Here is a 23772-nt window from a genome sequence, read left to right as displayed (position 1 = left end):
GCGGTCTACTCGAGGTAGTCGCGCAGCGCCTGCGAGCGCGACGGGTGCCGCAGCTTCGCCATGGTCTTCGACTCGATCTGGCGGATGCGCTCGCGCGTCACGCCGAAGGTGTCGCCGATTTGGTCGAGCGTCTTCGGCATGCCGTCGCCGAGGCCGAAGCGCATTCGGATCACGCCGGCCTCGCGCTCGGAGAGCGAGTCGAGCAGGCTCTCGAGCTGCTTCTGCAGCATCGTGAAGCCCACGGCGTCGGCCGGCACGACGGCCTCGGTGTCCTCGATGAGGTCGCCGAACTCGCTGTCGCCGTCCTCACCGAGGGGCGTGTGCAGGGAGATCGGCTCGCGGCCGTACTTCTGCACCTCGATGACCTTCTCGGGCGTCATGTCGAGCTCGCGGCTGAGCTCCTCGGGCGTGGGCTCGCGGCCGAGGTCCTGCAGCATCTGGCGCTGGACGCGGGCCAGCTTGTTGATGACCTCGACCATGTGCACGGGGATGCGGATGGTGCGCGCCTGGTCGGCCATGGCGCGCGTGATCGCCTGACGGATCCACCACGTGGCATAGGTCGAGAACTTGAAGCCCTTGGTGTAGTCGAACTTCTCGACGGCGCGGATGAGGCCGAGGTTGCCCTCCTGGATCAGATCCAGGAACTGCATGCCGCGACCGGTGTAGCGCTTGGCGAGCGAGACGACGAGTCGGAGGTTCGCGCCGAGGAGGTGGTTCTTCGCACGCTGCCCGTCCTTGGCGACCCAGGCGAGCTCGCGACCCAGCTGGGTGCGCTTCTCCTTGTCGCTCATCTGACCGAGCTTCTCCTCCGCGAAGAGGCCGGCCTCGATGCGCATGGCGAGCTCGACCTCCTCCGCGGCGTTCAGCAGCGGGACCTTGCCGATCTGCTTCAGGTAGTCCTTGACCGGGTCCGCCGTGGCGCCCGTGATCGTCGAGGAGTAGACGGGGACCTCGTCGTCATCCTTCATCGACAGCACGATGGCGCCGGTGGGGAGGTCGACGATGGGGGCGGAGGTCGCGCCGTCCTCACCGCTCTCCTCGGCATCGGCGTCGTCGGACTCGTCGGAGGCATCTTCCGCGGCGGCGGGGACCACCGCGTCCGCGTCGACCGCGTCGGCGCTGTCGTCGATCTCGACGGGCTCGGCGTCGTCGTCCTCGGCGGGCTCGGTGACGCTCGAGGTCGTGCCGGCCGCCGCCTTCTTCGAGGCGGGCTTCCTCGTTGCGGGCTTCTTGGCGGCGGGGTTCCTCGCCGCAGGCTTCTTCGTCGCCGTCGCGGCGGTGGTCTCGTCTGCCGACGCGGTCTTGAGGGTCTCCTCCTCGACGACGGCGACGGCTGCGGTCTTCGTCGCGGCGGGCTTCCGAGCGGGAGCCTTCTTCGCGGCGGTCGTCGTCGAGGCAGTGGTGGTTCGGGTTGCCATTCGGACCCTCTTTTCCGTTCTCCGGGCAGTACAACGACCCATGTCAAGTCGCTCTTCCCGCGCGCTCTGCATGAGCGAATGAGAGTGGGCGACCGACCGGGTCGTGAGCGTCAAGTATCGCACAAGTTCGCGGTCACCCGATGCAGGCCACCGAGCGGGCACTCACTCCCCGCGTCGCTCTCGTCGCGCCCGACGACGACGGACGATCGCGACCCACAGCGGGCCGACGGCGATGCCCTCCTCCTCGGCGAGGAGCCGCCGTGCGCGCCCGCGGGAGACGAGCATCGCCGCGACGGTGGCCGCGACGACCGGGTACTGCACGGCGAAGGCGATCCGGAAGCTCTCCCACGAGTACAGGAGCGCCGGATCCGGCGAGTCGCTCCGCGCATCGAGCACCAGGCCGACGAGCAGGAGGAGTGCGACGGAGGTCGCGAAGCCGCCCACGTTCACGAACCCGGAGGCGGCTCCCTGGCTCGCCGGAGGGTTGAAGGTGCGCGCGAAATCGAATCCGATCAATCCGCCCGGACCGCCGACGGCGAGCACGACGAGGAGCGCGATGACGGCGGCGAGGGGCGGGCGCTCGGGCCACAGCAGGACGACTCCCCACGCCGCCGCCGTGAGACCGACGATGAGGAGAACGACGTTCGAGCGCCGGTAGGGGTAGCGAGCGGAGAGCAGGCCGATGACGGGGCCGCCCACGGCGCCGGCGATGACGACGATGCTGAGCAGGGCGCCGGCGCTCGCGGGCCCGTACCCGAGCCCGACCGAGAGCGCGGGGAACCCCCACAGGATCACGAACATCGTCGCACTCGCCTGGCTGGATGCGTGCGCCCAGAATCCGAGTCGGGTCCCCGGTCGCCGGAGGCTCTGACCGAGCTGCTGCAGGGCGACCCGGAAGGTCGCCGCACGCAGTCTCTCCGTCCCGGGAGGGGTGTCGCGGACGCCGAACCAGACCGCCGCGCTCGCGGTGGCCGAGATCGCCGCGAGACCGATGAACGACGACGACCAGCCGATCTCGTGCAGCGCTATCGAGAGCGGGATGGCGGAGAGCAACTGACCGGTCTGCCCGAGCGTGCCGACCCACTGCGAGAGGAGCGGGAGGCGCCGCGGCGAGAACCACGCGCCGAGGAGCCGGAGGACGGAGATGAACGTCATCGCGTCCCCCGCGCCCACGAGGACGCGTCCGGCGATGGCGACGGAGACATCGGGGGCGAGGGCGAGCACGAGCTGACCGAGTGCCATGACGGTCGCGCCGACGCCGATGAGGGCGCGAGGACCGAAGCGGTCCACCAGCACGCCGACGGGGATCTGGAGCCCCGCGTAGACGAGGAGCTGCAGGATCGCGAGCGAGGAGAGCGTCGTCGCATCGATCGCGAAGCGCTCGGTTGCCGCCACTCCGGCGACGCCGAGGGATGTCCGCTGCATGACGCCGACGATGTACGCGAAGCCGCCGACGGCGAGGACGATGATCGCGCGGCGGGAATCCACGCTCCCAGCGTAGGTCCCGCGGCCGATCAGCCGGGTCGGGCCCGTCGCCGCGGACGGGGCCCCCGACCGCTCAGCCGACGATCGGCGGCTCGTCGCTCGGGCGGCGGAACGCGAGGAACTTCTCGAGCTCGGCGGCGATCGAGTCGGCGCTGGGCAGCTCGCCGTCCTCGTCCGTCAGCGGGGAGCGGAGCGGGTTGTCCTCCATGTAGCTGTCGTGACGCTCCTCCAGCGTGCCCACGAGTCGGGCGAGCTCGGTGTTGCCCTCGACCTGCGACTCGATCTTCGCGAGGAACTCGCGACCCTCCTCGCGCAGCCGGTCGGTCGGGAAGAGCAGCCCGGTCGCCGCGGTGATGCTCTCGAGCGCGGTGACGGCCGCCGAGGGGAACTCGGTGTCGGCGAGGTAGTGAGGGACGAGCAGCACGAAGCCGGCGGTCGAGTGCCCCGACTGCTGCAGTCGGAACTCCAGCAGGTGCAGCACGTTGCCCGGCACCTGGGTGCGCGGGCGCCACACCGACAGGGCCTCGATGAGGTCGTCTCGATTGCCGCTCACGGTGACGCCGATCGGCCGCGTGTGCGGCACCGGCATCGGGATGGCGTGGACCCACGTGGTGCTCGACACCTCGAAGCGCTCGATGATGTCGCGCACCGCCTGCGTGAAGCCTTCCCAGAGGAAGTCCGGCTCGTACCCGCTCAGCAGAAGGAACGGCGCCCCCATCTCGTCGGTCATGAGGCGCACGGCGAGCGAGGGCATCGTGTACTCGGCGATACGGGTCTCGTCGAAGAAGAGGACGGGACGGCGCGCGCGCCAGTCGAGCAGCTCGTCGTTGTCGAAGACGACGACGTCACGGTGGTCGAGAGTCGAGAGGAGGTACTCGGTGACCTGGCCGACAGCGGTCCCCGCGTCGGCGAAGCCCGTGAGCCCGGCGACCAGCGGGAGCCCGCGCGGCACCTCGTGATCCGCCATGACGACGGAGTAGAGAGAGGAGGGTTCGCGCATGCCTCCATGGTAGGTCTGCGCCTCCGGGCGAGGTCGCCGCACAGGACCTGCCGAGAGCGAACAGGCCCCCTGGCGTCCCCGATCCGGGCCAGGAGCCGCCCGTAGGATTGCCCGCATGACCCCTCCCTCTCTCCACGTCTCCGCCGTGCCCGCCCGCGAGATCCAGGCCGACGTCCTCGTCGTCGGGGTCGTGAAGGGGGCAGATGGGCCGCGCGTCGAGGGACCGCTCGCGGAGGAGCTCGGTGCCCTGGGAGCCGGGCTCGCCTCACTGGGCCTGACCGGAGCGGCCGACGAGGTCTCCCGCCAGGTCGCGCCCGCGGGCCTCGCGGCCGGGAGCGTGCTCCTCGTCGGGCTGGGCTCGGGCCCCGCAACCCCGGACTCGCTGCGCAGCGCGGCCGGGACCGCCGCGCGCTCCGTGAGCGGGGCATCCCGCCTCGCGATCGCCCTCCCCACCGCGGACGGTGCCGACGTCCAGGCAGTGCTCGAGGGCGCCGCGCTCGGGGCGTACCGGTACACCGCCTACCGCTCGGGCGACGCGCCCGCGCCCGTGGCCGAGATCGTGCTCGCGACCGACGTCGACGGTGCGGATGCCGCGCTCGAGCGGGCGCGCATCGTCTCCGAGGCGGTCGTGGCCGTCCGCGATCTCGTCAACGCCCCGCCGAACGACCTCTACCCGGAGAGCTTCGCGGCTCGCGCCCGCGAGCTTTCCGAGGGCCTCCCCGTCGAGCTGCAGGAGTGGGACGTTCCCGCGCTGCAGGAGGGCGGCTTCGGCGGGATCCTCGGCGTCGGTCAGGGCTCCTCGCGGCCGCCGCGGCTGGTCGCCGTGCGCTACGCGCCGGAGGGCGCGACGCAGCACCTCGCGCTCGTCGGCAAGGGCATCACCTTCGACTCCGGCGGTCTCTCGCTCAAGCCAGCGGCCGCGATGGTCGGTATGAAGTACGACATGACCGGCGCCGCGACCGTCCTCGCCACCGCGCTCGCCGTCGCGCGGCTCGGTCTGCCGATCCGGGTCACCGCCTGGCTCTGCCTCGCCGAGAACCTCCCCTCGTCCACCGCGATGCGGCCCAACGACGTGCTGACGATCCGCGGCGGCACCACGGTGGAGGTCCTGAACACCGACGCCGAGGGCCGGCTCGTGCTGGCCGACGGGCTCGTCGCCGCGAGCGAGGAGCGTCCTGACGCGATCGTCGACGTGGCCACTCTCACGGGCGCCGCCCGCGTCGCGCTCGGCGACCGCTACGCCGCCGTGATGGGCGCCGACGATCTGGTTCGATCCGTCCAGGAGGCGGCGGCGGCGACCGGCGAGCTCGTCTGGCCGATGCCGCTCCCGGCCGACCTGCGCTCGATCCTGCAGAGCGAGGTCGCCGACATCGCCAACGCCAAGCCGGGCAACACGGCCGCGGGCATGCTGCTGGCGGGAGTCTTCCTGCAGGAGTTCGTCGGACGCACCGGTGACGATCAGGATGCGCCGCGCATCCCCTGGGCGCACCTCGACATCGCCGGCCCCGCCAGCAACGGCGGATCCGGCTACGGCTGGACCCCGAAGGGGCCGTCCGGCGTGACGGTGAGACTGCTCGTGAAGCTCGCTGAACGGCTCGCCGGTCAGTAGTAGGCTCGACCGCGGTGCGCGACGCGTGCCGCCCTCCAGGTCGACTGCCACCGTCTAGATCGGCCTCCGCACGAAATCCTCAAGGGAGTCTCCTCGGTGTCGGAACACACTTTTGACCTCGTCATCCTCGGTGCCGGCAGTGGCGGCTACGCGGCCGCCCTCCGCGCCAGCCAGCTCGGCATGACCGTCGGTCTGATCGAGAAGAGCAAGGTCGGGGGCACCTGCCTCCACGTCGGCTGCATCCCCACGAAGGCGCTGCTGCACGCGGCGGAGGTCGCCGATGCGGCCCGCGACTCGGCCAGGTTCGGTGTGCGCGCGACGCTCGAGGGGATCGACGTCCCCGCCGTCACCGCGTACCGCGAGGGCATCATCGCGAGCAAGTACAAGGGCCTCCAGGGCCTCATCAAGGCGCGCGGCATCACCACGATCGAGGGCGAGGGGCGCCTCACCTCTCCGACGACCGTCCAGGTCGGCGAGAACACGATCACGGGTAAGAACGTCGTCCTCGCGACGGGCTCCTACTCGCGCAGTCTCCCCGGGCTCGAGATCGGCGGCCGCGTCATCACCTCCGAGCAGGCCCTCCAGCTCGACTACGTGCCCAAGAAGGTCGCCGTGCTCGGCGGCGGGGTGATCGGCGTCGAGTTCTCGAGCGTGTGGCGCTCGTGGGGCTCGGAGGTCGTCATCATCGAGGCGCTCCCCCACCTGGTCCCCAACGAGGACGAGGCGATCTCGAAGCAGTTCGAGCGCGCCTACCGCAAGCGCGGGATCGACTTCAAGCTCGGCGTGCGCTTCCAGGGCGTCACGCAGGACGACAACGGCGTGGTCGTGACCCTCGAGAGCGGCGAGACGATCGAGGCCGACCTGCTGCTCGTCGCCGTCGGCCGCGGCCCCATGACGGCCAATCTCGGATTCGAGGAGGTCGGGGTCGCGATGGACCGCGGCTTCGTGCTCACGGACGAGCGGCTCCGCACCAACGTGCCGGGCGTCTACGCCGTCGGCGACATCGTGCCCGGCCTGCAGCTCGCCCACCGCGGATTCCAGCACGGCATCTTCGTCGCGGAGGAGATCGCGGGCCTCGACCCGGTCGTCATCAGCGACGTCAACGTGCCGAAGGTCACCTACAGCGAGCCCGAGGTCGCGTCGGTCGGCCTGACCGAGGCCAAGGCGAAGGAGCAGTACGGCGAGGCGCAGATCGCGTCGTACGACTACAACCTCGCCGGCAACGGCAAGAGCCACATCCTCGAGACCTCCGGGATCATCAAGGTGATCCGCGTGGTCGACGGTCCGGTGGTCGGCGTGCACATGATCGGCGCCCGCGTCGGCGAGCTCATCGGCGAGGCGCAGCTCGCCGTGAACTGGGATGCCCACCCCGAGGACATCGCGCCCCTGCTCCACGCGCACCCGACGCAGAACGAGGCGCTCGGCGAGGCGTTCCTCGCTCTCGCCGGCAAGCCCCTGCACGGCATCTGATCCGCCCATAAGCTGAACAACCACCGGTTTCCAAAGGAGCATCACTGATGAGCGAATCCGTCAACCTCCCGGCGCTCGGGGAGAGCGTCACCGAGGGCACGGTCACCCGCTGGCTGAAGAACGTGGGCGACCGCGTCGAGGTCGACGAGCCGCTGCTGGAGGTGTCGACCGACAAGGTCGACACCGAGATCCCGTCGCCCGTCGCCGGCGTGATCGAGGAGATCCTCGTCGCGGAGGACGAGACGGTCGAGGTCGGCACTCCGCTCGTCCGCATCGGAGACGGCAGCGGCGGCGGCGAGTCCGCGCCGGCTGACGCTGCTCCCGCGGACGCCGCTCCTGCGGCCGAAGCCGCTCCTGCGGCCGAAGCCGCTCCTGCCGAGCAGCCCGCGCCGGCGGCGGAGGCCCCGGTCGAGGCCGCTCCGGCGGAGCAGGCGCCCAGCACCGAGCAGCCCGAGGCAGCGGCTCAGCCCCCCACCGAGGCACCCGCCCCTGCCGAGGCGTCCGCCGCGTCCGCCCCGGCGGCACCGGTTCAGGAGGCACCTGTTCAGGATGCGCCGGCCCCCGCGCCCCAGACGCCCCAGCCGACGGAGGCGCCCGCCGCGCAGCCGGCGGCCGAGGCCCCGGCGGCGGCCGCCCCCGCCGCTCCGTCCGTCGTCTCGACCCCCGCCGCGGAGCCGGCTGACGCATCCGATGCGAACGGAAGCGCCGGATACATCACCCCGATCGTGCGCAAGCTCGCGCAGGAGAAGGGCGTCGACCTCGCGAGCGTGAGCGGCACGGGCGTCGGCGGCCGCATCCGCCGCCAGGACGTCCTCGCCGCCGCCGAGTCCGCTGCGGCTCCCGCGAACGCCACCCCGACCGCCGCACCGCGGGCCGCCGCGGAGGTCTCCCCGCTGCGCGGAACGACGACCCAGATGTCGCGGCTGCGCAAGGTCATCGCGGAGCGCGCCGTCGCCTCGATGCAGTCGACGGCCCAGCTCACGACGGTCGTCGAGGTCGACGTGACCAAGGTCGCGGCCCTCCGCACCGCTGTGAAGGACGAGTTCCAGAAGGCGACGGGCGTCAAGCTCTCGTTCCTGCCCTTCTTCGCGAAGGCGGCGACCGAGGCGCTGCGCTCGTTCCCGATCATCAACGCGACGGTCGACGGCGACTCGATCGTCTACCCGGAGACCGAGAACCTCTCGATCGCGGTGGACACCGAACGGGGCCTGCTCACCCCCGTCGTCCGCAACGCGGGAGATAAGTCGATCGCCGATCTCGCGAAGGACATCGCGGACCTCGCCGCGCGCACGCGCGACAACCAGCTGAAGCCCGACGAGCTCGCTGGCGGCACGTTCACGCTGACCAACACCGGCTCGCGCGGCGCGCTGTTCGACACGCCCGTCGTGTTCCTCCCGCAGGTGGCCATCCTCGGCACCGGCGTCGTTGTCAAGAAGCCGGCGGTCGTGACCGTCGACGGCACCGACGCGATCGCCATCCGGTCGACCGTCTACCTGGCCCTGTCGTACGACCACCGCATCGTCGATGGCGCCGACGCCGCTCGCTTCCTCAGCGCCGTCAAGGCGCGCCTGGAGGAGGCCGACTTCGACGGCGACCTCGGCATCTAGCCGACGCCGTCCGCCTCACGGCATCACGGCGCGAACGCGCCACCCGGCCTCGCTCCTCACCACGAGGAGCGAGGCCGTCGCCGTCTCCGCCTCCAGCAGGTCCACGAGCGCTGCGGCGCCCATGCGATCCACGACGATGAGCGTGCGCTCCCCGCCGGCCCACTCCTGCAGCGCGGACAGCGCCTCCACCGATGCGGTCGCCTCAGCGCCCGCCATCAGAGCCTCGTGCGCCGAGGAGCCGGCGTGCGCCACCGACGCCGCGCAGTCCTCCGACGGCGACGGAGCGCACGCGATCCAGCGGTCGACGAGCTCCCCGACGAGCGGGCTCCACTCCTCCGGCGTGGGATCGTCGAGCGACTCCGGCAGGGCGGCAGCGCTTCGCTGCTCAGCGGCGGCGGTCGATGCGGCGGGCCTCGGCGTCGCCTGCCGGCCCTGAGCCGCCGGATCCGACGGGGGTGCCGGCGTGCCCGGCGCCGACGACGCCGACGTGCTCTCGGCCGAGGCGAGGGCGCCCGCTGCGAGAAGGGCCACGAGGCCCGCGGCACCCACCAGGACCACTCCCCTGCGCGGGCGGGGCCCACCGGCGACTCGGGTGACGAGAGCCCGACTCGCTCGCACCCTGCTCCCGACCGCGCCCTGCGCCGACCGCAGGGCCGCGCCCACGGGCCGAAGGAGCCCGGCGGGGAGCCCGATCGCCTGGGAGACCCGATCGACTCCGCTCGCGACCTCCGGAGGATCGGACGGCACCACCGGGAGGGTCTGCCGGCGAGAGGTCGGGAGCTCTGCCGGGACCTGACCCCGGGGAGCGGGTGTCGGCGCAGAGCGCCGGAGTTCCGCGGCCCGGGAGTCGTCCCCGTCGGGCTCCTGGAGGAGCGACTGCAGCGGGAGCGGCGCGGCGCAGTCGAACAGGGCGAGCTCGAGCGCGCGCGGCTCCCCGGCGCTCGCGAGAGCCGCGCGCACCGCATCCCGCTCGCGCTCGTGGACGCGGTCGGCGAGCGCGTCGCCGAAGGCGCGCAGCGCGGCGCGATCCGCGCGGATGGCCGGCTCCCGATCGCGGAAGCGCTCCGGCAGCGGCGCGGCGACGCCGGCCGCTCCGAGGGCGACGACGATGGGCGCTCCGGAGGAGTCGAGTCGGATGCCTGCGGCGTCGAGGCGACCGAGAGTCACCCCGAGCTCATGGGCCCCGTCGAGGAGGGCCGCGATCGGGGCGAGGATCGTCGTCACGTGACCGGCGCGCAGGGGGCTGGTCGCTCGAGGCAGGACGTCGCTCAGGAGCGGCCCGACCACCGCGGCGATCACGGGCACCGGCCGGCCGTTGCGCGACGTCGCGACGTCGAGCAGCTCGGGCACGTGCCCGTCGTGCAGCCGCTCGCGCGCGCCGAGCTCGGCGTCGATGCGCGCATCGGGTGCGGAATCCCGGAAGACCCGGAGCACCACCGTCTCCTCGCCGCCGCGGGCGAGCCAGGTGACGACGGCCTCGTCCTCGTCGAGTCGCCGCACGAGGCGGTAGCCCCCGACCGCCGCGGGGTCGCCCGGAGCTGCGGGCAGCCCCGATGACGGGGGCGCGGGGAGCGATGCGGAGCGGTGCTCGTGCGGGTCGGACGAGGAGAGGGCGCGCGGCATGCCGGTCAGGGTGCCGGGGACACGGCGGATCCGCGCCGCAACGGTGCGACCTGGGGAGGAACGAGCGTGAAGCCCGTCAGGGGACGACCCGCGCCGGGCCCTATTCTGGAGGCATGGCCCGCCCCTCCGCATCCACGCCCGCCAAGGAACCCGGTCGCATGACGCAGCTGTGGCAGGTGTTCCGCATGACCATCCGGAACGACCGCGCCGCACTGTGGCTGATGCTCGCGGGTCTGCTGCTGCCGATCGCCGCGGGCATCGTGCTCGCGATCGCGTTCTCCAACGACAACGTCATCGGCATCGTGCTCTACGTCATCACCGGCGTCCTGGGCGGAATCCTTGGCCTGCTCATCGTGCTCGGGCGCCGCGCCGAGCGCGTCGCCTACCGCCAGATCGCCGGTCAGCCCGGCGCCGTCGGCGCCGTGCTCAAGAGCTCGCTGCGCCGCGCCTGGCAGGCGAGCGAGATGCCGGTGGCCGTCACGAAGTCGCAGGACGCGGTCTATCGCGCCGTCGGCAAGCCCGGTGTCGTGCTGATCGGCGAGGGCCCGCACTCGCGGACGCGTCGCATGCTCGAGGAGGAGCGCCGCAACGTCGCGCGCATCATCCCCAACGTGCCCATCCACCTCCTGCACGTCGGACCGGACGGCGAGAGCATTCCGCTGGAGCGTCTGCCGAGGACGCTCAACCGCCTCAAGAAGTCGATCAGCAAGGCCGAGGTCCTCGCGATCAACAACCGGCTCGTGTCGCTCAGCCGGAGCAGCAGCCTGCCCATCCCCAAGGGCATCGACCCGACGAAGGTCCGGGCGCCCAAGCCCCGCTGACGCCTATCGGCGCAGCAGGATCGTGCGGACGGCGCGATCGTGGAGCCCCCGCTGGTCGTTGTCGACGATGAGCGCGGGAATCACGAGGCCCAGAAGCACCGAGCGCACGATCGGGCGCCAGGCCCCGAGCGCGCCGCCCTCGATGCGCTGGAGGCGCATCCCCAGCAGAAGATGGCCGACGCTGGCGTTCAGCAGCACGAGCGGCACGATCTGCAGCAGCACGAACAGCCCCTGCAGCACGAGAGCGTCGTACTGGAAGAACGCCACCGCGAGCAGGACGGCGAGCGCCCAGTCGATCGCGACGGCCGCGAGCCGGCGACCGTAGCGGGCGATCGAGCGCGGCCCGGACTCGGGGAGCCCGAGGTGCTGGCCGGGCCACTGCGGGAAGGCGGGCGGGGTCTCGGGCACGGCTCCGATCCTAGGCGGGGTGCGGCTGGGCGAGCACGCACAGCAGGCGCGGAGCATCCACTCGCATGACCGTCGGCGCCGCAGGCGTACACTGACGACGTGATCGACTACGTCGACACGGGGCTAAGCGCCAACTCCGTGCCGTATCTGTCGGGTCTCGAGCAGCAGCGTGCACGGCACGCCGCCGTCGTCGAGGGCCGGGCGCCTGATTCCGTCCTCCTGCTCGAGCACGAGAGCGTCTACACCGCCGGCAAGCGCACCGAGCCGCACGAGCGGCCCGTCGACGGCTCCCCCGTCATCGATGTGGACCGCGGCGGCAAGATCACCTGGCACGGCCCCGGCCAGCTCGTCGGCTACCCGATCATGCGCCTCGCCGAGCCCGTCGACGTCGTCGCGTACGTGCGCGCCCTCGAGGGGATGCTCATCGCTGTGCTCGAGGAGCTCGGCGTCGATGGCGCCGCACGCGTCGAGGGCCGCTCCGGCGTCTGGCTGCGCGGCACCGACAAGATCGCGGCGATCGGCATCCGCGTCGCGAGCGGCGTCACGATGCACGGCTTCGCCCTCAACTGCTCCAACGGCTTCGAGGCCTACGAGCGCATCATCGCGTGCGGCCTGACCGACGCGAGCGTCACGAGCGTGAGCCGCGAGCTCGGCCGCACCGTGACGCCCGCCGACGTCGCCCCCCTCATCCAGCGGCACTTCGCGCCGCTCGTCCACGCACGCGTCGGCGTGCCCGCCCTCCAGGATCAAGGAGTCCCCGCATGACCGCCCTCGACGCGACCACGAGCCCCACCCACCCCGGCGAGGGACGCAGGATGCTGCGCCTCGAGGTGCGCAACGCGCAGACCCCCATCGAGAAGAAGCCCGAGTGGATCAAGACACGGGCGAAGATGGGCCCCGAGTACACCGAGCTGCGCGCCCTCGTCGGCGAGAAGCAGCTGCACACGGTGTGCCAGGAGGCCGGCTGCCCCAACATCTACGAGTGCTGGGAGGATCGCGAGGCGACCTTCCTCATCGGCGGAAGCCAGTGCACGCGCCGCTGCGACTTCTGCCAGATCGACACGGGCAAGCCCGCCGACTACGACCGCGACGAGCCGCGCCGCGTCGCCGAGAGCGTGCGCGAGATGAACCTGAGGTACGCCACCGTCACGGGCGTCGCGCGCGACGACCTGCCCGACGAGGGCGCGTGGCTGCACGCCGAGACCGTGCGCATGATCCACGAGCTCAACCCCGGCACGGGCGTCGAGATCCTCGCGACCGACTTCAGCGGCAACCCCGACCTCCTGCGCGTCGTGTTCGAGTCGCGGCCCGAGGTCTTCGCGCACAACGTCGAGACGGTGCCGCGCATCTTCAAGCGCATCCGCCCCGCCTTCCGCTACGACCGCTCGCTCGACGTCATCACGCAGGCGCGCGACTTCGGCCTCATCACGAAGTCGAACCTCATCCTCGGCATGGGCGAGACGCGCGAGGAGGTCAGCCAGGCGCTGCGCGACCTGCACGACGCGGGCACCGACATCGTCACGATCACGCAGTACCTGCGCCCGACGCCGCGCCACCACCCCATCGACCGCTGGGTCAAGCCCGAGGAGTTCGTCGAGATCAAGGCCGAGGCCGAGGAGATCGGGTTCCTCGGCGTGCTGGCCGGCCCGCTCGTGCGCTCGAGCTACCGGGCGGGGCGTCTGTGGGCGCAGTCGATGGTCGCGAAGGGGCGTGAGATCCCGGATGCTCTGCGCGGGCTCGCGGAGCCGAGCGCCGGCTTCGCCCAGGCCGTGGGCTGAGCATCCGTCGCCGCTGCGCCGGGCCAGCGCGGCGCGTAACATCCCCGAAACAATCGGGACACCGCGGGGAAACGCCCGCCCCGTAACGTCAGTCGCGGTTGCGCTCGCAGCCGTCCGGTACTTACCCAGGAGACCATCACATGTTCAGTGATTCTTCCGAGGTCCTGAAGTTCATCAAGGACACGGACGTCAAGTTCCTCGACATCCGCTTCACCGACCTCCCCGGCGTGCAGCAGCACTTCAACATCCCTGCTGCCAGCGTCGACGAGGACTTCTTCACCGTCGGCCAGCTGTTCGACGGCTCGTCGATCCGCGGCTTCCAGTCGATCCACGAGTCGGACCTGCAGCTCATCCCCGACGTGTCGACGGCCTACGTCGACCCCTTCCGGGCCGAGCGCACGCTCATCATGGTCTTCGACATCTACAACCCGCGCAACGGCGAGATCTACGGCCGCGACCCGCGCCAGGTGGCCAAGAAGGCCGAGAAGTTCCTCGCCTCGACCGGCATCGCCGACACCGCGTTCTTCGCCCCCGAGGCCGAGTTCTACATCTTCGACGACGTGCGCTACGAGGTGAAGCAGAACAAGAGCTTCTACGAGGTCGACTCGAGCGAGGCCGCGTGGAACTCCGGTCGCGTCGAGGAGGGCGGCAACCTCGCCAACAAGACCCCCTACAAGGGCGGCTACTTCCCCGTCTCCCCCGTCGACCAGCACGCCGACATGCGCGACGACATCGTCGTCAAGCTCATGGAGGCGGGCCTCGAGGTCGAGCGCAGCCACCACGAGGTCGGCACCGCCGGCCAGGGCGAGATCAACTACCGGTTCGACACGATGGTCTCGGCCGCCGACGACATCCTGAAGTTCAAGTACATCGTCAAGAACACCGCCTCCGAGTGGGGCAAGGTCGCGACCTTCATGCCGAAGCCGCTCATGGGCGACAACGGCTCGGGCATGCACACCCACCAGTCGCTCTGGAACGACGGCAAGCCGCTGTTCTACGACGAGGCCGGCTACGGCGGGCTCTCGGACATCGCGCGCTGGTACATCGGCGGCCTGCTCAAGCACGCCCCCGCGGTCATGGCGTTCACGAACCCCTCGGTCAACTCGTATCGCCGACTCATCCCCGGCTTCGAGGCGCCCGTCAACCTCGTGTACTCGGCGGGCAACCGCTCGGCCGCGATCCGCATCCCGATCACGGGCACGAACCCGAAGGCCAAGCGCATCGAGTTCCGCGCCCCCGACGCGGCGAGCAACCCGTACCTCGCCTTCGCCGCGCAGATGATGGCCGGCATCGACGGCATCATCAACAAGATCGAGCCGCACGAGCCCGTCGACAAGGACCTCTACGAGCTCCCGCCCGAGGAGGCCAAGACGATCCCGCAGGCTCCCGCCTCGCTCGAGGCGGCGCTCGCGGCGCTCGAGGCCGACCACGACTTCCTGCTCGCGGGCGGCGTGTTCACGAAGGACCTCATCGAGACCTGGATCGACTACAAGCGCGAGAAGGAGCTCCTCCCCTTCGCGCAGCGCCCGCACCCGTTCGAGTACGAGCTGTACTTCTCGGTCTAAGCGCTCCTGCACCACAGCGCCCGAGGGCCGCATCCGATTCGTCGGGTGCGGCCCTCGTGGCGTTGCGGGGCCGTGGCGTTGCGGGGCTCGTCAGGCGGTCGGCGGCGCGGCGTAGAAGCCGCGCTCGAAGACCTGGCGCGCGAGGCGCGTCGTGCGGAGGTAGTCCTCCTCGAGACGCGCTGCGCCCCCGGGCCCGTACCCCAGGAGCCGGGCGACGCCGTCGAGCTGACGGCGGTCGGTCGGCAGGACGTCGGCGGTCTTCGCCGTCCACAGCGTCATCGCCGACCGGGCGCGGGAGGCGATGAGCCACGCATCGCGCAGCCGCTCGGCGTCGCGCTCCGGGATGAGTCCGGCCTCCACGCCTGCCGCGAGGGCCCCCAGCGTCGAGGGCGTGCGCAGGCCCGGCGTCGCGGCGGCGTGCTGCAGCTGCACGAGCTGGACGAACCACTCCACGTCGCTCAGCGAGCCGCGGCCGAGCTTGAGGTGCCGCGCGGGGTCGGCCGCTTGGGGAAGCCGCTCCGATTCCACTCGCGCCTTGATGCGGCGGACCTCGCGGGCATCCGTCTCGGCGAACGCGGCCGGGTACCGGACGCCGTCGGCGAGGGCGGTGAAGTCGGCCGCGAGCGCCTCATCGCCGGCGATGACGGCCGCGCGCAGCAGCGCCTGAGCCTCCCACGTGAGCGACCAGCGCTCGTAGTAGGCGCGGTACGAGTCGAGCGAGCGGACGATCGTGCCGTTCCGGCCCTCCGGCCGCAGGCCCGCGTCGAGCTCGAACGGCAGGCGGAGGTCCTCCGTGAGACGGACGAGCTCGCGCACGACGAGCTCGGCGCGCTTCTGCGCCGCGTCCCCGGCCCCCGCGTCGCGGTAGACGTACATGACGTCGGCATCGGAGCCGAACCCGAGCTCTCGGCCGCCGTACCGGCCCATGGCGACGATCGCGAACTCGATGCCCGCGGCGTCGCGGCGCGCGAGTGCGAGGGCACCCGTGAGCAGCGTCGTCGTGATGTCGCTGAGCGCGACCCCGAGCTCCTCGATCGTGATGACGTCGAGGATGCCCGCGAGGGCCGTGCGCAGGATCTCCCTCCGTCGCGCGGTGCGCAGCGCCTTCGCCGCACCCTCCACGTCGCCCGCGTGGCGCGCCAGGGTGGCGCGCGCCTCGTCGAGCAGCGCATCGAGAGGACGCGGCCTCAGCTCCTCCTCGTTCTCGAGCCACGCCGCACCGTCGGGGATCCGCTCGAAGAGCCCGCCGACGTACCGCGACGAGGCGAGCACGCTCGTCAGGCGCTGGGCGGCGCCGCTCGAGTCGCGGAGCATCCGCAGGAACCAGTACGCCTCGCCGAGGTCGTCGCTCAGGCGGCGGAAGGCGAGAAGGCCGTAATCGGGGTCGGCGCCGTCGGCGAGCCACTGCAGGATGACGGGCAGCAGCGTGCGCTGGATCTGAGCGCTCCGCGAGACGCCCGTCGTGAGCGCCGCGATGTGGTGCAGAGCTCCGCGCGGGTCGACGAAGCCGATCGCGCGCAGCCGCGCCTCGGCCTGCGCGCTCGTGAGCGCGAAGCCCTCCTCCGGGAGCGCGGCGACCGCCGAGAGCAGGGGACGGTAGAAGAGGCGCTCGTGCAGCGAGCGCACCGCGAGGCGCGTCTGCTGCCAGCGCACCGTGAGCTCCTCCGCCGTCGAGAGGAACCCCGTCGCGCGGGCGATGACCCGCAGCTTCTCCGGATCGCGCGGCATGAGGTGCGTGCGCCGCAGCCCGTCGAGCTGCAGCCGGTGCTCGATCACCCGCAGGAGGCGGTAGTCGCTCGAGAACTCGGCGGCCTCGGCGCGGCCGATGTAGCCGCGCTCGGCGAGGGCCGCGAGGGCGTCGATGGTCGAGCGCGCCCGCACCGAGTCGTCGAGGTGCCCGTGCACGAGCTGCAGGAGCTGGATCGTGAACTCGACGTCGCGCAGCCCGCCCGGCCCGAGCTTGAGCTGCACGTCGACCTCGTCGGCGGGGATGTGCGCGGTCACGCGCTCACGCATCGCCTGCACCGACTCCACGAAGCCCTCGCGCTGCGAGCTCTGCCACACGAGCGGCGAGACCACGCCGAGGTAGTCCTCGCCGAGCTCCTCGTCCCCCGCGATCGGGCGGGCCTTCAGCAGCGCCTGGAACTCCCAGTCCTTCGCCCACCGCGCGTAGTAGGCCCGATGCGAGTCGAGCGAGCGGACGAGCGCTCCGTCCTTCCCCTCCGGGCGCAGATTCGCGTCGACCTCCCACAGCGGCGGCTCGATCGCCGGCTCCTGGATGCCCCGGGCCGTCGCCTGCGCCAGTCGCGTCGCGATCTCCACCGCCCTCGCCGTCTCCAGCCCGGAGGAGCCCTCCGCCACGTAGATGACGTCGACGTCGCTGAGGTAGTTGAGCTCGCTCGCCCCGCACTTGCCCATGCCGATGATCGCGAGCCGCGTCCGCGCGACGTCCTCGGCCGGGAAGGCGCTCTCGCGCCGGGCGATGTCGAGCGCCGCCTCGAGGGCGGCGCCGGCGAGGTCGGCGAGGGCGGCGCCCACGCGCGGCATCGCGGCGAGCGGGTCGGGGTGCTCGAGATCCCACACCGCGAGACGCAGCAGGTGATGGCGGTAGCGGACGCGCAGCGCGATGACCGCCGCGTCACCCGAGCTCGCCACGACCGCCGCCCGCAGGTCGTCGCGGTACCCGAGCGCCGTCAGGGGCTCGGGCAGCGGGTCGCGGAGCGCCGTCAAGTGAGCCGGACGGCGGCGGAGGAAGTCGAACAGCCCGTCGCTCGCGCCGAGAGCGCGGATCAGCCGCCTCGCCCAGTCGGCGTCGCCGAGGGCGGCGGCCACGGCATCCCCATGCAGCTCGTGGAGGCGCCGCAGCGACCGCAGCGCGCGGTCGGGGTCGGCGGCGAGCCCGAAGGCCTCGAGGTGCTCCTCGTAGCCGTCGAGGCCCGCGCGCGCGTCGCTGAGCTCGGTGAACCCGAGCCGGGCGATGGATGAGAGCGTCAGCGGTGAGCGCGTCATGGTGTGCGGGGGCGCGGAGCGCGCGGCGAGCTAGAGGATCTCGAGGTTGCTCTTGAGCTCGTACGGCGTGACCTGCTCGCGGTACTCCTTCCACTCCGCGCGCTTGTTCAGCAGCACGTAGTTGAAGACCTGCTCGCCGAGCGTCTCGGCGACGAGCTCGCTGTTCTCCATCAGGCTGAGCGCGCGGTCGAGGCTCGCCGGCAGCGCCTGGTAGCCGAGTGCGCGGCGCTCGGCCTCGGTGAGCGCCCACACGGTGTTCTCGGCCTCGGGAGGAAGCTCGTAGCCCTCCTCGATGCCCTTCAGACCCGCCGCGAGAAGGAGCGAGTAGGCCAGGTACGGGTTCGCGGCCGAGTCGACGCCGCGGTACTCGATGCGAGCGCTCTGGCCCTTGCCGGGCTTGTAGAGCGGCACGCGGACGAGAGCCGAGCGGTTGTTGTGGCCCCACGTGACGTAGCTCGGGGCCTCGTCGCCGCTCCACAGCCGCTTGTACGAGTTGACGAACTGGTTGGTCACGGCGGTGATCTCGGGGGCGTGGGTGAGGATGCCCGCGACGAACTGGCGGCCGATCTGAGAGAGCTGGTACTGGCCGGCGGGATCGAAGAACGCGTTCGAGTCGCCCTCGAAGAGCGACAGGTGCGTGTGCATGCCCGACCCGGGGTGCTTCGCGAGGGGCTTCGGCATGAACGTCGCGTAGACGCCCTGCTCGATCGCGACCTCCTTGATGACCGTGCGGAAAGTCATGATGTTGTCGGCGGTCGTGAGCGCGTCGGCGTAGCGGAGGTCGATCTCGTTCTGACCGGGGCCCGCCTCGTGGTGGCTGAACTCGACCGAGATGCCGAGGTCCTCCAGCATGCGCACCGCACGGCGGCGGAAGTCGTGCGCGGTGCCGCCGGGCACGTTGTCGAAGTAGCCGGCGGAGTCGACGGGCTCGGGGCCCTCGGGGCCGTACTTGCTGCTCTTGAGCAGGTAGAACTCGATCTCGGGGTGCGTGTAGAAGGTGAAGCCGCGGTCGGCGGCCTTCGCGAGCGCGCGCTTGAGCACGTGCCGCGGGTCGGCGGCGGCGGGCTGGCCGTCGGGCGTCGTGATGTCGCAGAACATCCGCGCGGTCGGGTCGACCTCGCCGCGCCACGGGAGGATCTGGAACGTGGTCGGATCGGGGTGCGCGAGCACGTCGGCCTCGAAGGCGCGCGTGAAGCCCTCGATCGCCGAGCCGTCGAATCCGAGGCCCTCGGCGAAGGCGCCCTCGACCTCCGCGGGGGCGATCGCGACCATCTTGAGGGTGCCCACGACGTCGGTGAACCACAGCCGGACGAACTTCACGCCGCGCTCCTCGATCGTGCGGAGAACGAAGTCGCGCTGCTTGTCCATGGGGCCCTTCCTCGACGGCGGATGGGCCACCAGGACCCAGCGTTAGGCTACCGGCTATGCCCCGTCTCCGCTTGGCACTCGGCCAGTCCAACCCCGTCGTCGGAGACCTCCGCGGCAACGCCGAGCAGGTGCTCTCGGCAGCCCGCGAGGCGCACGCCGCGGGGGCCGATCTGCTGGCGATGGGCGAGATGGCGCTCACCGGCTACCCCATCGAGGACCTCGCCTCGCGGCCCTCCTTCCTGGTCGCCGCGAGCCGCGCCGCGCACGAGCTCGCGGCCCGCCTCGAGGCCGAGGGTCTCGGCGAGCTCGTCGTCATCATCGGCCACCCCGACGGTCCGCACCCGCCGCGCGAGCTCGGCACCTCGAACGCCCCGACGGCGATCGCGCAGAACGTCGCGAGCGTCCTCCACCGCGGCGCCGTCGTCGCGCGGTACGCCAAGCACCACCTGCCCAACTACTCCGTCTTCGACGAGTACCGCGTGTTCATCCCGGGCGACGAGCTGCTCGTGCTGCGCATCCGCGACGTCGACGTCGCCCTCATCGTCTGCGAGGACCTCTGGCGCGACGGCGGCCCCGTCGGCCGCGTGCTCGAGGCCGACGCAGGGCTCCTCGTCGTCATCAACGCCTCGCCCTTCGAGCGCGACAAGGACGAGGTGCGCCTGCCGCTCGTCACCCGCCGCGCTGTCGAGACCGGCACCGTCGTCGCGTACGTCAACATCGTCGGCGGGCAGGACGACCTCGTGTTCGACGGCGACAGCGTCGTCGTCGACGGCGACGGCGCCATCCTCGCCCGCGCGCCCCAGTTCGCCGAGCACCTGCTCGTCGTCGACGTGGATGCCGCGGCCGCGACCGACACGCCGCTCCCGCCCGCGGTCGCCCGCGTCGCGATCGCGGCCGCGGACTCGCCTCAGCCCGAGCTGCCCCGCGACGTGGCCGAGCTGCCGGACGACCGCGAGCAGATCTGGAACGCGCTCGTGCTGGGGGTGCGCGACTACGTCGTGAAGAACGGGTTCCGCTCGGTGATCCTCGGGCTCTCCGGCGGCATCGACTCGGCGGTGTGCGCCGCGATCGCGGTCGACGCGCTCGGCCCCGACGGCGTTCACGGCGTGAGCATGCCGAGCCGCTGGAGCAGCGACCACAGCCGATCCGACGCCGACGACCTCGCCGAGCGCCTGGGGCTGCACTACTCGGTCGAGCCCATCGCCGACCTCGTGGCGCCGGTCGAGGCCCAGCTCGCGCTCGACGGCATCGCCGCCGAGAACCTGCAGGCGCGCATCCGGGCCATCATCCTCATGGGCCTGTCGAACATGCACGGCCACCTCGTGCTCACGACCGGCAACAAGACGGAGCTCGCGGTCGGCTACTCGACGATCTACGGCGACTCGGTCGGCGGGTTCGCGCCCATCAAGGACGTCCCGAAGACCCTCGTGTGGGAGCTCGCGCGCTGGCGCAACGAGCACGCCGTCGCGCGCGGCGAGACCCCGCCCATCCCCGAGAACTCGATCGCGAAGCCGCCGAGCGCCGAGCTGCGCCCCGACCAGGTCGATCAGGACACCCTGCCGCCCTACGAGCTGCTCGACGACGTGCTCGAGGCGTACATCACCCGCCACCTCGGCAAGGACGACATCGTCGGTCTCGGCTACGACCACGACCTCGTGCACCGCATCACCGGCCTCGTCGACCGCGCCGAGTGGAAGCGCCGCCAGGGCGCGATCGGCCCGAAGATCTCGGGCATGGCGTTCGGGCGCGACCGTCGACTGCCGATCACGTACCGGCCGACCGAGTAGTCCGCGCCGCCGAGACCTCGGGTCGTGGCCGAGGCCGCGGGTCTAGGCTGGATCGCATGGCTGAGCAGGCACTCAAGCGCGTCCGCACCCGTCACTTCGCCCGGGCGAAGGAGCAGGGCATCAAGATCACCGGCCTCACGTCGTACGACGTGCTCACGGCGCAGATCTTCGACGAGGCGGGCATCGACTTCCTGCTCGTCGGCGACTCGGCCGGCAACACCGTGCTCGGCTACGACACGACGCTCCCCGTCACGATCGACGACCTGATCCCGCTCACGCGCGGCGTCGTGCACGGCGTCAAGCGCGCGCTCGTCGTCGCCGACATGCCGTTCGGGTCGTACGAGACGGGCCCGGACGAGGCGCTCCACACGGCGTTCCGCTTCATGAAGGAGACGGGCGCCCACGCCGTCAAGCTCGAGGGCGGGGTGCGCTCGGCCGAGCAGATCCGTCGCATCGTCTCCGCGGGCATCCCCGTCATGGGCCACATCGGCTTCACTCCGCAGAGCGAGCACGGGCTCGGCGGCCACGTCATCCAGGGGCGCGGCGAGGCCGCCGACGTGCTGCTCGCCGACGCGAAGGCCGTCGAGGAGGCCGGGGCGTTCGCGGTCGTCCTCGAGATGGTGCCGGCGGAGGCCGCGCGCCGCGTCACGGAGGCGCTGAGCATCCCCACCATCTCGGTCGGGGGCGGCCCCCACTGCGACGGCCAGCTCGTGGTCTGGACGGACTGGGCCGGGCTGTCGAGCGGGCGCATCCCGAAGTTCGTGAAGCAGTACGCGAACCTGAGGCAGGTGCTCACGGATGCCGCGCTCGCCTACCGCGCGGACGTCGAGTCGGGCGCGTACCCCGACGCCGATCACTCCTACGAGGACGACACGGCCGAGCAGGCGCTGCAGGAGCGCGCGAACTAGCCTCCGCCCTTCCCCGCGCTCAGCTCTCGGCGGCGTCCTCCGCCGCCCAGGCACGGGCGCGCTCGCGCGCGATCTCGGGAGCGCGCGCGGCCTCCTCGCGGCTGGAATACGGGCCGTCGCGGTCGGAGCCCAGCGACTGCGGCCCCTCCTCCACCTCGCCCGTCCGGTGGTTGTACCACCACTGCGGCGCTCGATCGTCGGCCATGACCGTCTCCCCTCGCTCGGTAGACTCGACCCTATGCCTCGCGACGCGTCCGGACACCTCATCGCCGGGCGGCTCTCACCGCAGCGTCAGGTTCCGGCGGGCATCCCCCGCCCCGAGTACGTCGGGAAGGCCTCTCCCGCCGCGCACGTCGGCGGCGACGTCCACGACGCCGAGACGATCGAGCTCATCCGCCACTCCGGACGCATCGCCGCCCAGGCGGTCGAGACGGTCGGCGAGGCCATCCGCCCGGGCATCACGACCGACGAGCTCGACCGGATCGCGCACGAGTTCCTCCTCGCCCACGACGCCTACCCGTCGACGCTCGGATACCGGGGCTTCCCGAAGTCCAGCTGCACGAGCATCAACGAGGTCATCTGCCACGGGATCCCCGACGACACCGTGATCGCCGACGGCGACATCGTCAACATCGACATCACTGCCTTCGCGAACGGCGTCCACGGCGACCTCAACAAGACCTTCATCGCGGGCACCGCGAGCGAGGATGCCCGGCTCCTCGTCGAACGGACGCAGGAGGCCCTCAACCGCGGCATCAAGGCCGTCGCGCCGGGCCGGCAGATCAATGTGATCGGCCGCGCGATCGAGGCCTACGCGAAGCGCTTCGGCTACGGCGTCGTGCGCGACTTCACCGGTCACGGCGTCGGCCGGTCCTTCCACAGCGGGCTCATCGTTCCGCACTACGACGCCGCGCCCGACTACTCGACGGTCATGGAGCCTGGCATGGTCTTCACGATCGAGCCCATGCTGACGCTCGGCTCGATCGAGTGGGATCTCTGGCCCGACGACTGGACCGTCACGACGAAGGACCGCTCGCTCAGCGCGCAGTTCGAGCACACGCTCGTCGTCACCGAGCGCGGAGCGGAGATCCTCACGCTGCCGTGAGGCCGACCGACCGCCCGAAGGAAGGACATCCGCTATGACGATCGCCGTCGGCATCGACATCGGAGGCACGGGCATCAAGGGAGCCCTCGTCGATCTCGCGACCGGCGAGCTGCGCAGCGAGCGCGTCAAGCGCGCGACGCCCGCGGGCGGTGCGCCCGCCGCGATCGTCGAGACGACCGCCGACATCCTCGCCGAGCTGGATGCTCCCGCCGGGGTTCCCGTCGGCGTCTGCTTCCCCGCGATCGTGATAGCCGGCCGCACGATGTCGGCCGCGAACGTCTCGGACGAGTGGATCGGCCTCGAGGCCGAGGCGCTGTTCGAGGCGGGACTCGGCCGCGGCATCCACTTCGTCAACGACGCCGACGCCGCGGGCGTGGCCGAGGCGCGGTACGGTGCCGCCGCGGGCCAGGACGGCCTCGTCATCATGACGACGCTCGGCACGGGAATCGGCAGCGCCTTCCTCTTCGACGGCGCACTCATCCCGAACACCGAGCTCGGCCACCTCGAGCTCGACGGAGCGGACGCCGAGACGTGGGCCTCCAACGGTGTCCGGGAGCGCGAGGAGCTCTCGTTCGAGGAGTGGGCGGCCCGGCTGCAACGCTTCTACGCGCACGTCGAGTTCCTCTTCTCGCCCGACCTCTTCATCGTCGGCGGCGGCGTCTCGAAGCACCACGAGCAGTTCCTGCCCCTGATCGACCTGCGCACCCCGATCGTCCCGGCGACGCTCCGCAACAACGCGGGGATCCTGGGCGCCGCGGCGCTCGCGCACCGCCCCGAGCACACCTAGGCCGCGCCCGGGGGAACGACGAAC

The 23772-nt window shown here is 71.7% G+C and carries 19 protein-coding genes; 11 read left to right on the top strand and 8 right to left on the bottom strand.

Annotation, left to right across the window (positions count from 1 at the left end):
- Positions 1–5 precede the first annotated feature (5 nt).
- The 3 genes from ASG83_RS10505 to ASG83_RS10495 all read right to left on the bottom strand — a co-directional run bounded on the left by ASG83_RS10505 (position 6) and on the right by ASG83_RS10495 (position 3903).
- On the bottom strand, positions 6–1460 hold the full coding sequence (locus ASG83_RS10505) for an RNA polymerase sigma factor (RefSeq protein ID WP_235460220.1): 1455 nt from the start codon (positions 1458–1460) through the stop codon (positions 6–8).
- A 120-nt stretch (positions 1461–1580) separates the two neighbouring features.
- Entirely contained in the window at positions 1581–2906 is a 1326-nt protein-coding gene (locus tag ASG83_RS10500) for a nitrate/nitrite transporter (protein WP_055860972.1), read from the bottom strand.
- Positions 2907–2976: 70 nt separating this feature from the next.
- On the bottom strand, positions 2977–3903 hold the full coding sequence (locus tag ASG83_RS10495) for a proteasome assembly chaperone family protein (protein WP_055860969.1): 927 nt from the start codon (positions 3901–3903) through the stop codon (positions 2977–2979).
- Between the two features lie 115 nt (positions 3904–4018).
- Between ASG83_RS10495 and ASG83_RS10490 the strand changes: the two genes are divergently transcribed.
- The 3 genes from ASG83_RS10490 to sucB all read left to right on the top strand — a co-directional run bounded on the left by ASG83_RS10490 (position 4019) and on the right by sucB (position 8589).
- Positions 4019–5512, top strand: coding sequence for a leucyl aminopeptidase (locus tag ASG83_RS10490; RefSeq protein WP_055860965.1), 1494 nt, complete (start codon positions 4019–4021; stop codon positions 5510–5512).
- A 96-nt stretch (positions 5513–5608) separates the two neighbouring features.
- Positions 5609–6982: a dihydrolipoyl dehydrogenase gene (gene lpdA, locus ASG83_RS10485; RefSeq protein ID WP_055860962.1), complete on the top strand. Its 1374-nt coding sequence runs from the start codon at positions 5609–5611 to the stop codon at positions 6980–6982.
- Positions 6983–7029: 47 nt separating this feature from the next.
- Positions 7030–8589 carry a 2-oxoglutarate dehydrogenase, E2 component, dihydrolipoamide succinyltransferase gene (gene sucB, locus ASG83_RS10480; RefSeq protein WP_055860959.1) on the top strand — a complete coding sequence of 520 codons (1560 nt, stop codon included), beginning with the start codon at positions 7030–7032 and terminating at the stop codon, positions 8587–8589.
- A gap of 15 nt (positions 8590–8604) precedes the next feature.
- Here the strand turns inward: sucB and ASG83_RS10475 are convergent, their stop codons facing one another.
- Complete coding sequence (locus ASG83_RS10475) at positions 8605–10212, bottom strand: hypothetical protein (protein ID WP_055860957.1); 1608 nt, start codon at positions 10210–10212, stop codon at positions 8605–8607.
- A 113-nt stretch (positions 10213–10325) separates the two neighbouring features.
- Between ASG83_RS10475 and ASG83_RS10470 the strand changes: the two genes are divergently transcribed.
- Complete coding sequence (locus ASG83_RS10470) at positions 10326–11033, top strand: DUF4191 domain-containing protein (RefSeq protein WP_055860954.1); 708 nt, start codon at positions 10326–10328, stop codon at positions 11031–11033.
- A 3-nt stretch (positions 11034–11036) separates the two neighbouring features.
- Here ASG83_RS10470 and ASG83_RS10465 read toward each other — a convergent pair whose 3' ends face one another.
- A complete protein-coding gene (locus tag ASG83_RS10465; protein ID WP_055860951.1) occupies positions 11037–11441 on the bottom strand; it encodes a transporter in 405 nt (134 codons plus the stop codon).
- A 99-nt stretch (positions 11442–11540) separates the two neighbouring features.
- On the opposite strand from ASG83_RS10465, the gene lipB reads away from it, so the two are divergent.
- From lipB to glnA, 3 genes are all read left to right on the top strand, one after another.
- Entirely contained in the window at positions 11541–12206 is a 666-nt protein-coding gene (lipB, locus tag ASG83_RS10460) for a lipoyl(octanoyl) transferase LipB (protein ID WP_055860949.1), read from the top strand.
- Positions 12203–13219, top strand: a complete 1017-nt coding sequence (lipA, locus tag ASG83_RS10455) for a lipoyl synthase (RefSeq protein WP_235451455.1) — start codon at positions 12203–12205, stop codon at positions 13217–13219. Before lipB ends, lipA begins: the two co-directional genes overlap by 4 nt.
- A gap of 140 nt (positions 13220–13359) precedes the next feature.
- Positions 13360–14784: a type I glutamate--ammonia ligase gene (glnA, locus tag ASG83_RS10450; protein ID WP_055860947.1), complete on the top strand. Its 1425-nt coding sequence runs from the start codon at positions 13360–13362 to the stop codon at positions 14782–14784.
- A gap of 90 nt (positions 14785–14874) precedes the next feature.
- Here glnA and ASG83_RS10445 read toward each other — a convergent pair whose 3' ends face one another.
- Both ASG83_RS10445 and ASG83_RS10440 read right to left on the bottom strand, forming a co-directional pair.
- Positions 14875–17793, bottom strand: a complete 2919-nt coding sequence (locus ASG83_RS10445) for a bifunctional [glutamine synthetase] adenylyltransferase/[glutamine synthetase]-adenylyl-L-tyrosine phosphorylase (RefSeq protein ID WP_055860946.1) — start codon at positions 17791–17793, stop codon at positions 14875–14877.
- Between the two features lie 30 nt (positions 17794–17823).
- Positions 17824–19161 carry a glutamine synthetase family protein gene (locus tag ASG83_RS10440; RefSeq protein ID WP_055860943.1) on the bottom strand — a complete coding sequence of 446 codons (1338 nt, stop codon included), beginning with the start codon at positions 19159–19161 and terminating at the stop codon, positions 17824–17826.
- Between the two features lie 56 nt (positions 19162–19217).
- Here ASG83_RS10440 and ASG83_RS10435 point away from each other — a divergent pair, with 56 nt between their 5' ends.
- The gene (locus ASG83_RS10435) at positions 19218–20948 is read left to right on the top strand and encodes an NAD+ synthase (protein WP_055860936.1); all 1731 of its coding nucleotides are present in this window, start codon (positions 19218–19220) and stop codon (positions 20946–20948) included.
- A 56-nt stretch (positions 20949–21004) separates the two neighbouring features.
- The gene (gene panB, locus ASG83_RS10430) at positions 21005–21856 is read left to right on the top strand and encodes a 3-methyl-2-oxobutanoate hydroxymethyltransferase (protein WP_055860931.1); all 852 of its coding nucleotides are present in this window, start codon (positions 21005–21007) and stop codon (positions 21854–21856) included.
- A gap of 19 nt (positions 21857–21875) precedes the next feature.
- On the opposite strand, the gene ASG83_RS10425 is transcribed toward panB, so the two are convergent.
- Entirely contained in the window at positions 21876–22061 is a 186-nt protein-coding gene (locus ASG83_RS10425; protein WP_055860929.1) for a hypothetical protein, read from the bottom strand.
- A 33-nt stretch (positions 22062–22094) separates the two neighbouring features.
- On the opposite strand from ASG83_RS10425, the gene map reads away from it, so the two are divergent.
- On the top strand, positions 22095–22961 hold the full coding sequence (gene map, locus ASG83_RS10420; protein ID WP_055860925.1) for a type I methionyl aminopeptidase: 867 nt from the start codon (positions 22095–22097) through the stop codon (positions 22959–22961).
- A gap of 34 nt (positions 22962–22995) precedes the next feature.
- Positions 22996–23748, top strand: coding sequence for a polyphosphate--glucose phosphotransferase (gene ppgK, locus ASG83_RS10415; RefSeq protein WP_055860924.1), 753 nt, complete (start codon positions 22996–22998; stop codon positions 23746–23748).
- Positions 23749–23772: the final 24 nt, after the last annotated feature.

The organism is Yonghaparkia sp. Soil809, assembly GCF_001429705.1.
Classification (GTDB): Bacteria; Actinomycetota; Actinomycetes; order Actinomycetales; family Microbacteriaceae; genus Microcella.
This window is presented reverse-complemented; position numbering and strand designations above follow the sequence as displayed.